The organism is Qipengyuania sp. JC766 (assembly GCF_040717445.1).
Taxonomy (GTDB): domain Bacteria; phylum Pseudomonadota; class Alphaproteobacteria; order Sphingomonadales; family Sphingomonadaceae; genus JC766.
In genome coordinates this window covers 2,061,994-2,075,103 of sequence record NZ_JBFEFL010000001.1, presented here as the reverse complement: position 1 = coordinate 2,075,103, position 13,110 = coordinate 2,061,994, and the positions used below count along the sequence as shown (strand labels likewise).

General features: G+C 64.4%; 14 protein-coding genes. 5 read left to right on the top strand and 9 right to left on the bottom strand.

Annotated features, from left to right (window positions below; genetic code table 11):
* Window position 1: 1 nt before the first annotated feature.
* From AB1K63_RS10015 to gyrB, 3 genes are read right to left on the bottom strand one after another with little or no spacing between them, the layout of a single operon-like run.
* Window positions 2-1,183 (bottom strand): NAD(P)/FAD-dependent oxidoreductase, encoded by a 1,182-nt coding sequence (locus AB1K63_RS10015; RefSeq protein ID WP_366959975.1) that lies wholly within the window; start codon window positions 1,181-1,183, stop codon window positions 2-4.
* A complete protein-coding gene (locus AB1K63_RS10010) occupies window positions 1,161-1,940 on the bottom strand; it encodes a M50 family metallopeptidase (protein WP_366959973.1) in 780 nt (259 codons plus the stop codon). The genes AB1K63_RS10015 and AB1K63_RS10010 overlap by 23 nt, the downstream gene beginning before the upstream one ends.
* Before the next feature lie 3 nt (window positions 1,941-1,943).
* The gene (gene gyrB, locus AB1K63_RS10005) at window positions 1,944-4,475 is read right to left on the bottom strand and encodes a DNA topoisomerase (ATP-hydrolyzing) subunit B (RefSeq protein ID WP_366959972.1); all 2,532 of its coding nucleotides are present in this window, start codon (window positions 4,473-4,475) and stop codon (window positions 1,944-1,946) included.
* A 516-nt stretch (window positions 4,476-4,991) separates the two neighbouring features.
* Between gyrB and guaA the strand changes: the two genes are divergently transcribed.
* Together guaA and AB1K63_RS09995 are read left to right on the top strand one after the other, a co-directional pair.
* Complete coding sequence (guaA, locus tag AB1K63_RS10000) at window positions 4,992-6,566, top strand: glutamine-hydrolyzing GMP synthase (protein WP_366959971.1); 1,575 nt, start codon at window positions 4,992-4,994, stop codon at window positions 6,564-6,566.
* A 24-nt stretch (window positions 6,567-6,590) separates the two neighbouring features.
* Complete coding sequence (locus tag AB1K63_RS09995; protein WP_366959970.1) at window positions 6,591-7,298, top strand: endonuclease III; 708 nt, start codon at window positions 6,591-6,593, stop codon at window positions 7,296-7,298.
* On the opposite strand, the gene gloA is transcribed toward AB1K63_RS09995, so the two are convergent.
* Complete coding sequence (gene gloA, locus AB1K63_RS09990) at window positions 7,295-7,783, bottom strand: lactoylglutathione lyase (RefSeq protein WP_366959969.1); 489 nt, start codon at window positions 7,781-7,783, stop codon at window positions 7,295-7,297. The genes AB1K63_RS09995 and gloA overlap by 4 nt on opposite strands.
* Before the next feature lie 61 nt (window positions 7,784-7,844).
* Here gloA and nth point away from each other — a divergent pair, with 61 nt between their 5' ends.
* Both nth and AB1K63_RS09980 read left to right on the top strand, forming a co-directional pair.
* On the top strand, window positions 7,845-8,510 hold the full coding sequence (gene nth, locus AB1K63_RS09985) for an endonuclease III (RefSeq protein WP_366959968.1): 666 nt from the start codon (window positions 7,845-7,847) through the stop codon (window positions 8,508-8,510).
* Between the two features lie 2 nt (window positions 8,511-8,512).
* Window positions 8,513-9,490, top strand: coding sequence for a nitronate monooxygenase family protein (locus AB1K63_RS09980; RefSeq protein ID WP_366959967.1), 978 nt, complete (start codon window positions 8,513-8,515; stop codon window positions 9,488-9,490).
* A 9-nt stretch (window positions 9,491-9,499) separates the two neighbouring features.
* On the opposite strand, the gene AB1K63_RS09975 is transcribed toward AB1K63_RS09980, so the two are convergent.
* From AB1K63_RS09975 to AB1K63_RS09955, 5 genes are all read right to left on the bottom strand, one after another.
* A complete protein-coding gene (locus tag AB1K63_RS09975; RefSeq protein ID WP_366959966.1) occupies window positions 9,500-10,282 on the bottom strand; it encodes a DNA-formamidopyrimidine glycosylase family protein in 783 nt (260 codons plus the stop codon).
* 45 nt (window positions 10,283-10,327) lie between these two features.
* Window positions 10,328-10,882, bottom strand: coding sequence for a DUF924 family protein (locus AB1K63_RS09970; protein WP_366959964.1), 555 nt, complete (start codon window positions 10,880-10,882; stop codon window positions 10,328-10,330).
* Between the two features lie 6 nt (window positions 10,883-10,888).
* On the bottom strand, window positions 10,889-11,299 hold the full coding sequence (locus AB1K63_RS09965; protein ID WP_366959963.1) for a hypothetical protein: 411 nt from the start codon (window positions 11,297-11,299) through the stop codon (window positions 10,889-10,891).
* Window positions 11,300-11,301: 2 nt separating this feature from the next.
* Window positions 11,302-11,718, bottom strand: coding sequence for a hypothetical protein (locus tag AB1K63_RS09960; protein ID WP_366959962.1), 417 nt, complete (start codon window positions 11,716-11,718; stop codon window positions 11,302-11,304).
* Between the two features lie 77 nt (window positions 11,719-11,795).
* Entirely contained in the window at window positions 11,796-12,056 is a 261-nt protein-coding gene (locus AB1K63_RS09955; protein WP_366959960.1) for a zinc-finger domain-containing protein, read from the bottom strand.
* Between the two features lie 79 nt (window positions 12,057-12,135).
* Here AB1K63_RS09955 and AB1K63_RS09950 point away from each other — a divergent pair, with 79 nt between their 5' ends.
* Window positions 12,136-13,074: an ABC transporter ATP-binding protein gene (locus AB1K63_RS09950; protein ID WP_366959959.1), complete on the top strand. Its 939-nt coding sequence runs from the start codon at window positions 12,136-12,138 to the stop codon at window positions 13,072-13,074.
* Window positions 13,075-13,110: the final 36 nt, after the last annotated feature.

Genomic DNA, 13,110 nt, shown 5'->3' with positions numbered 1-13,110 from the left:
CCTAGAGCGCCCGCGCCGCGGCGTCCCCGCTTGCCCATGCCCACTGGAAATTGTAGCCGCCGAGCCAACCGGTAACGTCCACTGCCTCGCCGATAACGTAGAGGCCGGGGACTTTCCTGGCTTCCATGGTCTGGCTGGACAGTTCCGCCGTACTGATGCCGCCTGCCGTCACTTCCGCCTTGGCGAACCCTTCCGTTCCTGTCGGACGGAAGCTCCAGTTCGAAAGGCGTTGCGCGGCCTCGCGCAGGGCCTTGTCGGACAGTTGCCCCAGTTCTCCGGATAGGCCGAGCTTTTCGCACAGGGCTTCGGCCAGGCGGTTCGGCAGTATGTCCGAAAGGACCGACACCATCGTCGCCTTGGGTCGGTCCCGCTTTGCCTCGAGCAGCCAGTCTGCGTTCTTCCCGGACACGAAGTCGATCCCGACCGTCTCGCCGTGTTTCCAGTAGGAACTTGCCTGCAGGATCGCAGGACCCGACAGGCCGCGATGGGTGAACAGGGCCGCTTCGCGGAACGAGCTCTTGCCCGCCCGGGCATCGACCGGCGCCGATACGCCCGAGAGGTCCCGGAACAGCAGGTCTTCCCCGCCCAGCGTCAGCGGCACCAGGGCCGGGCGCGGTTCGACGACCTTGAGGCCGAACTGGCGCGCTAGGCGATAGGCGAAGTCGCTCGCTCCCATCTTCGGGATGGAGGGCCCCCCGCTAGCGATGACCAATGCCCGCGACGCGAATGTCGTGCCGTTCGCCACCACCTCGAAGCCATCGCCCTGCCGATCCACCGAGGCGATGTCCTGCCTGGTGAGAATGTTGACGTCGCCTCCCGTACATTCGGCGAGCAACATGTCCACGATCTGGCGCGAGGATCCGTCGCAGAACAGCTGGCCGAGGGTCTTTTCGTGCCAGGCGATGCCGTGCCTTTCGACAAGATCCAGAAAATCGCGAGGCTTGTAGCGGGCGAGCGCGGACTTGGCGAAATGCGGATTGGCCGAAAGGTAATTGGCCGGCCCGGCACCCAGATTGGTGAAGTTGCAGCGACCGCCGCCGGAAATCAGGATCTTCTTGCCGACCCGGTCGGCCTTTTCGAGCACCAGCACGCGTGCGCCGCGCTGCCCGGCAACGCCGGCATGGAACAGCCCCGCCGCACCGCCGCCCAGGACGATCGCGTCAAAAGTCTCCACGGATGACATTGTCGCGCCGTTTCGGGGGCCGGGGCGGACTACCCGGTCGCTTCGGGTTGAGCGCATATTTCAAGCTGGCCCCGACCATCACTGCGGAAATGCCCGTGATCACGATGGCCCAGACCCAGTAGGGCAGGAACAGGGCCTGCTCGATATTGCCGGTATCGGAAAGCTGCGGGACCCCGCCGATCACGGCCCCTTCGGAGAACAGGTAGTCCCAGTCGCGGAACATGCTGAGCGCGGCGAGCACACCCAGGAACTGCACGCTGAAGCGCACCCAGCCATCGTCTGCGCGCAGGGCCAGCCATACGAGACCCGCCCCCACCAAGGGGAGCACGATCACACCGACCAGGCTGCGGACCCAGATCAGCACGGAAATGCCGATCAGGACGGCAATGGTCATCAACGCCGGGCGCCAGTATTTCTCCCGGCTGCTGGCGAGGATAAGGACCGAACCGATCGCGACGGGTCCCAGCGGCCCGCCTGCACTGATGAGGGCGCGGCCGATCGCGGACGGACGCCCTTCCGCGCTCGACTGCGCCAGCCCGGATCCGTCGGGAAAGATAACCAGCTGGTCGAAGCTGTACCCGATGGCCATGGCCGTGACCCCGTGGCCCATTTCATGGAACCACGTGGTCAGGATCACGAACGGGTAGAACAGGTAGTTGAGCAGCGGCAACTGGGGCAGGAATACGCAGATCAGCCCGGCCAGGATCAGCCGGCCGACCTGTTCCTCCTGCGAACCAGGCGTTGCGGCCCAGCTCACGGCCTAGACGTCCAGATTGGCGACGTTCAGGGCGTTTTCCTGGATGAACTCGCGCCGCGGCTCGACGACATCGCCCATGAGCCGGGTGAAAATCTCGTCCGTGACGTCGGCATCCTCGACCTTCACCTGCAGCAGGTCGCGGTTTTCCGGGTCCAGCGTGGTTTCCCAGAGCTGTTCGGCGTTCATTTCGCCGAGCCCCTTGTAGCGGGACATCTTCTGGCCCTTGCGACCGGCCGCCATGACTGCGTCGAGCAATTGGGTAGGCAGGGTGAGCGCGCCGTCATCCGCAATGGCGGGCGCGTCCGCATCCGTCTCGCCCTCGGGCTCGTCCTCCGACGATCCGGCATCCAGATCGCCCGTCTTGGCCAGGCGGACAGGCCCGGAATAGACTTCTGCATGCTCGCTGGCGATGCGGTGCAGCTTGCGTGCCTCCGCACTGTCGAGGAAGGCCGCATCGATCTCGTGGACGTCCGTGACGCCGCGCCACAGGCGACGGAAGCGGACCGTGCCATCGGCACCCGTTTCGGCCGACCACTGTGCTTCCATGTCACCCATCTGCAGATGGGCGGCGGCACTGGCGAGTGCTTCGGAGCGATCGAAAAGCTCGGGATCGAGCGCGCCGGAAAGCGCCATGGCTTCCACCAGATCGGTCACGTATTTGCGCGACACGAAGCCCAGAAGGTTCCTGATCCGCAAGGCATGTTCGACGAGCTGGACGAGTTCGTTGCCGCCGCGCGCGCCGCCCTGCGTTTCGAGCACATGGCCCTGCAGGCCCTGGTCGATCAGGTAACGGTCATACGCCGCCTGGTCCTTCAGATAGACCTCGCTGCGCCCTCGCGTCACCTTGAACAGCGGCGGCTGGGCGATGAAGAGGTGCCCGGCGCGGATGATTTCCGGCATCTGGCGATGGAAGAACGTCAGCAGCAGCGTACGGATGTGCGCACCGTCGACGTCGGCGTCCGTCATGATGACAATCTTGTGGTAGCGCAGCTTTTCCAGGTTGAATTCGTCGCGCAGCCCGGCGCCGATCGCCTGGATGAGGGTGCCGACTTCCTTGGAACTGATGATCCGGTCGAACCGCGCGCGCTCCACGTTCAGGATCTTGCCCTTCAGCGGCAGGATCGCCTGGTACTTGCTGTCGCGCCCCTGTTTCGCCGATCCGCCGGCGGAATCACCCTCGACCAGGAACAGTTCGGACTTGGCCGGATCGCGCTCGGCGCAATCGTGCAGCTTGCCCGGCAGGCTGGCGACGCTCATCGCGCCCTTGCGGCTCATCTCGCGGGCCCTGCGCGCGGCCTCGCGCGCGGCGGCGGCATCGATCACCTTCTGGATGATCGCCTTTGCGTCAGCAGGGTTTTCCTCCAGCCACTCGGTCATCTTCTCGCCCATCAGGCTTTCGAGCGGGGAACGGACTTCCGAACTGACCAACTTGTCCTTCGTCTGGCTGCCGAACTTGGGATCGGGCAGCTTGACGCTGACGATGGCGGTCAGTCCTTCGCGCATGTCCTCGCCCGACAGGCTGACCTTTTCCTTCTTGAGAAGGCCTTCGCGGTCGGCGTAGCCGTTCAGCGTGCGAGTCAGGGCCGACCGGAACGCCGCGAGGTGCGTGCCCCCGTCGCGCTGCGGGATGTTGTTGGTGAAGCACAGCACGTTCTCGTAGTAGGAATCGTTCCATTCAAGAGCCACGTCGATGCCGATGCCGTCCTTTTCCGCATTCACGGAAATCGGTTCGGCGACCAGCGCCTGCTTGTTGCGGTCCAGCCATTTGACGAAGGCCGCGATGCCGCCTTCGTAATACAGGTCGTGCTGGCGCACCTCCTCGTGCCGCTTGTCGCGCAGCAGGATCCGCACGCCGGAATTGAGGAAGGCCAGTTCGCGATAGCGATGTTCGAGCTTGTCGAAATCGAACTCGATGACGTTCTTGAAGGTCTCTTCGCTCGCCTTGAAGGTGACTCTCGTGCCTTTCTTCAGGCCGTTCTCGTCCCCGTTGCTTTCGACGGGCGGGGCGTCGCCGGTCACTCGCAGGCTCTCCACGGCATCGCCGTGTTCGAACCGCATCCAGTGCTCCTTGCCGTCGCGCCAGATGGTCAGTTCCAGCCACTCGGACAGCGCGTTGACGACCGAAACGCCCACGCCGTGAAGGCCGCCCGACACCTTGTAGGCGTTGTCGTCGCTGGTATTCTCGAACTTCCCGCCGGCGTGAAGCTGGGTCATGATGACCTCGGCGGCGGACACGCCTTCTTCCTTGTGCATGTCCACCGGGATGCCGCGGCCGTTGTCCTCGACCGATACGCTGCCGTCGGGGTTGAGCTCGATCAGGACGAGGTCGCAGTGCCCGGCCAGCGCCTCGTCGATGGCGTTGTCGGACACTTCGAAGACCATGTGGTGCAGGCCCGATCCGTCGTCGGTGTCGCCGATATACATGCCCGGCCGCTTGCGGACCGCGTCGAGGCCCTTGAGCACCTTGATGCTGTCTGCGCCGTAACCATTGGTATTGCGCGGCTTTGCGCCGTCGTTCGGGGTGAGTTCGTCCATGCCCATCATATAGTGTTTTGCGCGCAGAATCCCAAATCGGCGGACGGGGTCCGCGCGCCTTATCCCCGAGGGGCTGCGCCGGGGCCGTCCAGGATGCGGAAGCCGAGGGATCGCCACTGTTTCGCCAACCTGTGAACTGGCGAACAAAGGGAGAGAGAAGTGCGCGGTAAGTGCGAGACGCAGCCGGCAACTCGGGGGGAGGGGGGAGGAGAGGGCGGCCGCGTCTCGCGATTTACCGTCGACCCGGCGGCCACTCGCAAGGGCCCGATCGGGGATGGAAAGGCGCCGCGCTCATTGGGGGTCACGCTGGGCCTTGATGCCGGGCGGCGGGGAGAGGAGAGAGGGTCGCCGCCCGGCTTGAGCCCCATTTAGTCTTGCGTCGGATCGCACACAAATGCGAAAACATCGATTTTTGATGATTATTATGCAACATGGGCTGCCTGACTTGGCGACTGGCGCCCCCGATGCTGGCCCGATGCTGGACAGGGGGCGCGACGCAAGCCACACGCTTCCCCCATGCAGTCCGAACATCTCCCCGATTCCATCCTGATCGTCGACTTCGGCAGCCAGGTTACCCAGCTTATCGCCCGCCGCATTCGCGAGGCCGGCGTCTATTCGGAAATTGCTCCGTTCAGTGCGGTCGAAGAGGCTTTCGAGCGGATGCAGCCCAAGGGGATCATCCTGTCGGGCTCTCCCGCCAGCGTGCCGGACGAGGGCAGCCCGCGGGCGCCGCAGATCCTGTTCGATTCGGGGCTTCCGATCCTGGGCATCTGCTATGGCCAGCAGGTGATGACGGCGCAGCTGGGCGGGGAAGTGAAACCCGGGCACGAAACCGGGGAAGGCGGGGAATTCGGCCGCGCTTTCCTGACCGTGACCGAGCCCTGCGTCCTGTTCGAAGGCCTGTGGCAGGTCGGCGAACGGCACCAAGTCTGGATGAGCCACGGCGACAAGGTGACGCAGTTCGCCGAAGGTTTCCGGATCGTCGCCACCAGCGATGGCGCGCCCTTTGCTCTCATTGCCGATGACGAGCGTCGCTATTACGGCACGCAGTTCCATCCGGAAGTGTTCCACACGCCGGACGGCGCCAAGCTGCTGGCGAACTTCGCGCGCCATGTCTGCGGGCTTTCGGGCGACTGGACCATGGCGGAATACCGCGCCACGAAGATCGCCGAGATCCGCGAGCAGGTGGGTGATGCCAAGGTCATCTGCGGTCTTAGCGGCGGGGTCGATTCCTCGGTCGCCGCGGTGCTGATCCACGAGGCGATCGGCGAGCAGTTGACCTGCGTTTTCGTCGATCACGGCCTTCTGCGGCTGGGCGAGCGGGAGCAGGTCGAGACGACGTTCCGCGACCATTACAACATCCCGCTGGTCGTGGTGGACGCAGAGGAGCGCTTCATGGCCGGCCTCGCGGGCGAGACCGACCCGGAGAAGAAGCGCAAGTTCATCGGCAAGACCTTCATCGACGTGTTCGAGGAAGAAGCGAACAGGATCGGCGGGGCGGACTTCCTCGCGCAGGGAACGCTTTATCCCGACGTGATCGAAAGCGTGTCCTTCACCGGCGGGCCGAGCGTCACGATCAAGAGCCACCACAATGTGGGCGGGCTGCCGGAACGGATGAACATGAAGCTGGTCGAGCCCTTGCGCGAACTGTTCAAGGACGAGGTGCGCGACCTTGGCCGCGAACTCGGCCTGCCCGACATGTTCGTCGGTCGCCACCCGTTCCCCGGCCCCGGCCTCGCGATCCGTATTCCCGGCGAAGTGACGAAAGAGCGGTGCGATATCCTGCGCAAGGCGGATGCGATCTACCTCGACGAAATCCGCAAGGCCGGCCTCTACGACGCGATCTGGCAGGCCTTCGCGGTCCTGCTACCGGTCAAGACCGTGGGCGTGATGGGCGATGGCCGCACCTATGACAGCGTGTGCGCACTGCGCGCCGTGACCAGCACCGACGGCATGACCGCAGACGTCTATCCCTTCCCCTCCGAATTCCTGACACAATGCGCCACCCGCATCGTCAACGAGGTCAAGGGTATCAACCGGGTCGTGTACGACTACACATCGAAGCCGCCGGGCACGATCGAATGGGAGTGATCGAGGGTAGCGTTCTTTAGAACGATGGAACTACCCCTCGGTCCGGACCCGCGAACGGAGCGCCTACGCCGCCTCCAGCCACTCCTGGTCCAACGTTTCGGGAGGATCGAGCGCGCGGCGGCGGAGTGGCGGGAGCCGGAATGGGTCCTGGTGCAGGGGGTGATCGGGGCGCGGACGAAGTCGGAAGTGTCCAACGCCGCCACCGACAGATTGGTGTCCCGTTTTGGAAGCTGGGAGGCGGTGGCCGCCGCATCGCTGGACGAACTGCAGGCGGAACTCGCCACGCAGACCTACCCCAACGTCGCAGCGGAGCGACTGAAAGCGGCATTGCAGGCAATCTTCGTCGAGCGAGGGGCGGTCGATCTTGCGCACCTCGAGGATCTCGACACCCATGCGGCCATGCGCTGGCTCGAAGACCTGCCCGGAATCGGGCGAAAGATCGCCGCCGGTGTCGTCAACGCCTCCACGCTCAATCGGAAGGCGATGGTGCTGGACAGTCATCACCTCCGGATATTGCGCCGCATGGGTATCGTCCCGCCGCGCGCCGACACGAAGCGTGCGTACACCGCGCTCGAACCCGTCCTGCCGGCCGAATGGACGGCCGCGGAGTATGACGAACATCACCTGCTGATGAAGAAGGTCGGGCAGACATATTGCCGGCCGGCCGCGCCCGAATGCGCGGGGTGTCCCGCGCAGTCCCTGTGCGATACCGGCCGCCGGATGGCGGACTAGCCGCCCGCCATCGCCTTCGCGCTCAGGATCTCGATCCAGTAGCCGTCCGGGTCCTTGATGAAGGCGATATGCCGCATCTTCCCGTCTTCCGGACGCTTCTGGAATTCGACGCCGAGCCGGTCGAAATGCGCCACGGCTTCTTCAAGATCGGGCAAGTCGAGCGCGATATGGCCGAAGCCCTGCGGCTCGGCATTCCCGTCGTGATAGACGGGACCGTCCTCGTCCTCCGTACCCCAGTTGTGCGTGAGTTCGAGGACACCCTGGCGGGAGAAAACGTATTCCGCCGCGGCCTTCTCGTCCTTCGGCACCTCGTCCTCGTCATCGGTGAAACCGAGGAAGTAGAGCGAGAACTCGCCCGCTTCGACATCGCTCTTGCGCAGCAGTGTCATCCCGAGGACGTCGCAATAGAACTCGAGGCTCTTCGCGGGGTCCTTCACCCGCAGCATGGTGTGATTGAACGTGTATCCGTGCGGATTTGCCGCCATGTCCGGTTCTCCTGAAGCTCCGCACTGGCAACCGACCGGCTTCGGGCTCGTTCCTAAGTCCATGCTGGATGAGAAACAGGTCGAGACCGTGTTCGAGCGGCTGCGCGAGGCGATGCCCGGCCGCACGCGCAATGCCAAGGGTCCCAAGGGCCAGCCCGATGCCTTTCGAAGCTGCATCTCCTGCATGCTGAGCGCACAGTCGCTGGACCGTAACACCGCGAAGGCCGCGGACGCCCTGTTCGCGCTGGCGACGACGCCCGAAGGGATACTGGAACTCGACGATACGACGATCGCGGCGGCTATCAAGCCGTGCGGGCTTTACAACAACAAGACGCGGTCCATTCGCCGCTTCTGCGAAACCTTGCTGGCCGAACATGGCGGGACGGTGCCCGATACGCGCGAGGGATTGCTTTCGCTGCCCGGGATCGGTCGCAAATGTGCGGACATCGTGATGAGCTTCACCTTCGGTAAGGACGTCATCGCGGTGGACACGCATGTGCACCGTGTCTGCAACCGCATCGGACTGACGCACGCGAAAACCGCCGACCGGACCGCGCAGCAACTGGAAGATCGCGCACCCGGCTGGGCGCTGGCGGATGGCCATTTCTGGCTGATCCAGTTCGGCAAGCGCGTCTGCAAGGCCCGCGCACCGCAGTGCGAGACTTGTCCCGTCAGCGATATGTGCGAGTGGTATGCGGCACATCAGGACGAGACACAGGAGGCATAGCCATGAAGACCGCCATCACCGAAATGTTCGGCATCCGCCACCCGATCATCCAGGGAGGGATGCACTATGTCGGCTTCGCGGAAATGGCGGCTGCGGTATCGAACGCCGGCGGGCTAGGGATCATCACCGGGCTAACGCAAGGCACGCCGGAGAAGCTGGCGGACGAAATCGCGCGCTGCAAGGACATGACGGACAAGCCGTTCGGCGTGAACCTGACCTTCCTCCCCAGCCTGACGCCGCCGGACTATCCTGGACTGGTGAAGGTCATCATCGATGCCGGGATCCCGGTGGTGGAGACGGCCGGGCGCAATCCGCAGGAAGTCCTGCCAGCGCTGAAGGACGCGGGGATCAAGGTCATCCACAAATGCACCAGCGTGCGCCACGCGCTGAAAGCGCAGAGCATCGGATGCGATGCCGTCAGCGTGGACGGCTTCGAATGCGGCGGCCATCCCGGGGAAGACGATGTTCCCAATTTCATCCTGCTGCCGCGCGCCGCGGACGAGCTCGAGATACCGTTCGTGTCCAGCGGCGGAATGGCGGACGGGCGCAGCCTCGTTGCCAGCCTCGCCATGGGGGCCGCCGGCATAAACATGGGCACCCGCTTCATCGCGACGAAGGAAGCGCCGGTTCACGAAAACGTGAAAAAGGCCATCGTCGCGGCGAGCGAGCTGGACACGCGGCTGGTGATGCGGCCGCTGCGTAATACGGAGCGCGTGATGACCAACAAAGCGGTTGAACGCCTGCTGGAAAAGGAGCGCGAACTGGGTGAGGACCTGACCATTCAGGATATCCTGCCCGAAGTCGCAGGCGTCTATCCGCGCATCATGATGGAAGGCGACATGGACGCAGGCGCGTGGAGTTGCGGCATGGTTGCCGGGCTGATCGACGACATCCCGTCCTGCCAGGACCTCATCGACAGGATTATGAGAGAGGCCGAGGTCATACTCGCGCGGATGAATGGTATGGCAGAGGCTGCCTGAGCCGATCCGTCAGGTCTGGTGGTCCGGGCACCAGTAGGCAGTCCGACCGCCGACCGTCTTCTTCGCAATCGTCCCGCCGCATTCCGGACAGGTCTTGCCCGCCTTGCGATTGCGCACCAGCCAGTCCTCCGGGAGTTTCGAATAGGTCGCCTCGGTCTCCATGATCGCGCACAGTACGTCGCCCATCGCATCGTACATCCGGTCTAGACAGTCGTCCGACAGGGCGCTTGCCGTGCGTTCCGGGTCGAGGCCCATGCGATAGTCGATTTCGTCCGACCAAAGGTTGCCGATCCCCGCGACTTTCTTCTGGCTCATCAGGGCCGACTTGATCGCGCCGTTCGTGCTGCCGACGACTTCGCGAAAGGTCGCGCGGTCGATCGAAAGGGCATCAGGGCCGTAACCGCCCTCGGCGACGAATGCGTCCGGATCGTCGAAGATTTCGACGCGGCCCAGCTTGCGCGGACACCGGAAGGCCAGCCGCCGGTCGCCTTCGAACCGGATCAGGAACTTGGTATAGTCGGGCGGATCGTCGGGATGGTCGAAAGCGATGAGGCTCCCGGTCATGCCGAGATGCACCGCCATCCACGGTCCGGTCTTAGACCCTGCGAAAATGAACTTCCCGTGCCGCCCCGTCTCGGTGAATTGCCGGCCTACGAGGCGCTGGCGCGCATTGGCGCCGGGCAGATCGATATATTCGGTATCGTCGCCGAGTTCGACCGTTTCGATCGTGCGATGGAGGCATTCGCGTTCGATGACGAGACGCATGGCGTCTGATTCGGGCAGTTCGGGCAAGGGCGTCTCCTGCCGCTGTGAACGGCGGAAGAGGTGCTCGGTTTCCTACCAGGCGAATCCCGCCTCGATCGCCCGCTTTTCAGCCAGCGTGCTGGTTCGCCCCAGCGTCGCGTTCCGGTGCGGGAATCGGCCGAAGCGCGCGATCATCCGGTAGTGTGCGCGGGAGAAACGCAATGCTTCATGCAGGCCTTCCTGCGCGAAGAAGCGCAGGGCCAGAAGCTGGTCCGCAATATCTTCGCTGTGCATCAGCGGCATGGCGATGAACTGGCGGCCGGGACCGTCCAGCCCCCGATGCCATGCGCGCCTCAGGACGCCATGGGTTAGCGCCCGGGCGAGCGGATCGTAAGCAAAGGCACGCTGATCGTCACGAAAGAGATTGCGCGGGACCTGGTCGAAAAGGAGGATGGCCGCGCGCGCGGTGCCGGGATCGTCCAGGAAATCCTCCGCGCCGCATGAGCCCAATCGGTCGAGGTCATCCGCGAAACGTTCGGCAAGGAGCCTGTCGACCGCATCGCTCGATCCGAACCAGTCGGACGGGCGCAGCACGCGAAACCAGACATGAAGCAGTTCTGCCGCCCAGGGACGCGCCGCGAGCGCCAAGGTTCGTCAGCGCTCGGCAGGACGGTACGGAATGAATTCCTCCAGGAACAGGTTGCCGGTGAAGAAACCGCCCGCCCGGTCGCGCGTGGTCAGCACGTCCGTGCTGCACAGGCTGCCGATGGTGGTACGCAGGACCAGCACGTCATCGTCGTCGATGTCTTCCGGATCGGTCGTGTAATTCACGTACAGCGTGCTGCCGCGCTTGTAGACCAGGGCGGTCTCGTCGATCACGGTCAGGTCGAGACCGCGCGTGTTGTTGATGCAGCCGACCGGTTCCCCGGCCACCTTGCCTTCCAGCATTCTGGCAAGTTTTTCCTGGCCCTTGGTCGCTTTCGCGTCATCGGCGGTCACTGCCGGCGCGGCGAGGCCGACTGCCATGGCAAGCGTGGCTCCGGCGAGAAATTTGAAAGTGGACATGCTTAGGCTCCTGTGTCGGAATCAACCGTTCGGTATGGAACGAAATCGGCCAGACCGATCACCGGCCCGGGTACTCCGCCGGTCCTGTCGCGCATCTCGACCTGGTCGAGACGGCACAGATCGTTACCGAAAATCTTGAAGACCGGCAGATCGAAATCGTCGAGGAACTGGGGCGAACGGGTCCGGTTGACCCAGATCGTGTCGCCGTCGCGCCAGACGATCGCCGTGCCGTCGACGATCTCCAGGTTGCGACGCTTCGTTTCGGCAAGGCAGCGCTGCGGTTCGCCCGCGACGCGGTCCTCGAGGATCTTGGCGAGTTCGGCTTCGCCCTTCGCATTGCGCTTGTCGTCATCCTGCGCAGTGGCGCCGGTGGCGGAGGCGAGAGCGGAAACGAAGGCGAGAGTGGCGATTCTTTTCATGGCGCAATCCTACACGACGTAAATGAATTACGCCTGAGCGCCGCAATGGTTGCCGAAAGTGTCGGCGTGGGTCCGATTCAACGGTGGCCCGGATCGCCGCCTTCGGAAATGTCGGGCAGTGCGGACTGGTCGGCACCGTCGGCCGGCCCGTCGATCAGCACGAAGCGCCGATCGCAATACCCGCAATCGACATAGCCGTGCTCGTCGATGTTGAGATAGATTTTCGGATGGCCGAGCGCCGCCGGGCGGTAGTTCGGCCCGCCCCGGATGTCGCTGGCGCCGTCGCACCAGACGCGGCGGGTATCCACTTTCACGATCTCGGGCGGGGCTATGCTCATGGCCGGCGCGATAAATTGTCGTCCGTGACGATGCAAGCAGGGTTTGCGCCGGGCGGCCTGCGTCCTTACGTGGCGCGTCATGAGCCCGCCACCCGCCATCCGCATCGACAACCTCGTCAAACGCTATGCCGGGGACAAGGGCGGCCAGGGCAAGCTGGCGCTGAAGGGCGTGAGCTTCGACGTGCCCGAAGGCGGCGTTTTCGGTCTGCTGGGGCCGAACGGCGCTGGCAAGTCCACTCTCATCAACATCCTTGCAGGGCTGGTCACCAAGACCGGCGGAAGCGCCGAGATCTGGGGCTTCGATATCGACGAGCACCGCCGGAACGCGAAGCGCGCGATCGGGATCGTGCCGCAGGAGATCGTGTTCGACCCCTTCTTCACGCCCTTCGAGGTGCTTGAGAACCAGGCCGGGTTCTACGGCATTCCGAAGGCCGAGCGGCGCAGCGAGGAATTGCTGAAGGCGGTGCGCCTCTGGGACAAGCGCGACGCCTATGCCCGCACGCTTTCGGGCGGCATGAAGCGGCGCCTCCTGATCGCGAAGGCGATGGTCCATTCGCCGCCGATCCTGGTGCTGGACGAGCCGACCGCGGGCGTCGATGTCGAACTGCGTCGCCAGCTCTGGGAACTCGTGGGCGAACTGAACGATCAGGGCGTGACCGTGGTGCTGACGACGCACTACCTGGAAGAGGCGGAGCAGCTGTGCGACCGCATCGCCATCATCAACCACGGCGAACTGATCGCGCTAAAGCCGACCCGTGAACTGGTGGAAATGGCGCGCGAGAAGATCGTGCGGGTGACGGTGGGCCACGACCTGACCGGACCGCCGTCCGACCCGGACTTCGTCAAGTCGGAGCTCGACGGCCCCCGGACCATCGAAGTGACCTACGACAAGGACCGCGTCACGGCGGGCCAGGTCCTCGCGCGCCTCCAGGATCAGGGGCTGGAAGTGGAAGACGTGACCACCCGGGAGGCGGATCTGGAGGACGTGTTCGTCAGTTTGACCTCGTCTTCGAACTGACACAAACACCCCCTCCCTGCAAACGGAGCGAAGCGT

Coding starts and splice junctions, on each gene's coding strand:
- AB1K63_RS10015 (WP_366959975.1), bottom strand. CDS start 1,183: ATGTCATCCGTGGAGACTTTTGACGCGATCGTCCTGGGCGGCGGTGCG.
- gyrB (WP_366959972.1), bottom strand. CDS start 4,475: ATGGACGAACTCACCCCGAACGACGGCGCAAAGCCGCGCAATACCAAT.
- guaA (WP_366959971.1), top strand. CDS start 4,992: ATGCAGTCCGAACATCTCCCCGATTCCATCCTGATCGTCGACTTCGGC.
- AB1K63_RS09995 (WP_366959970.1), top strand. CDS start 6,591: ATGGAACTACCCCTCGGTCCGGACCCGCGAACGGAGCGCCTACGCCGC.
- gloA (WP_366959969.1), bottom strand. CDS start 7,783: ATGGCGGCAAATCCGCACGGATACACGTTCAATCACACCATGCTGCGG.
- nth (WP_366959968.1), top strand. CDS start 7,845: ATGCTGGATGAGAAACAGGTCGAGACCGTGTTCGAGCGGCTGCGCGAG.
- AB1K63_RS09980 (WP_366959967.1), top strand. CDS start 8,513: ATGAAGACCGCCATCACCGAAATGTTCGGCATCCGCCACCCGATCATC.
- AB1K63_RS09965 (WP_366959963.1), bottom strand. CDS start 11,299: ATGTCCACTTTCAAATTTCTCGCCGGAGCCACGCTTGCCATGGCAGTC.
- AB1K63_RS09960 (WP_366959962.1), bottom strand. CDS start 11,718: ATGAAAAGAATCGCCACTCTCGCCTTCGTTTCCGCTCTCGCCTCCGCC.
- AB1K63_RS09955 (WP_366959960.1), bottom strand. CDS start 12,056: ATGAGCATAGCCCCGCCCGAGATCGTGAAAGTGGATACCCGCCGCGTC.
- AB1K63_RS09950 (WP_366959959.1), top strand. CDS start 12,136: ATGAGCCCGCCACCCGCCATCCGCATCGACAACCTCGTCAAACGCTAT.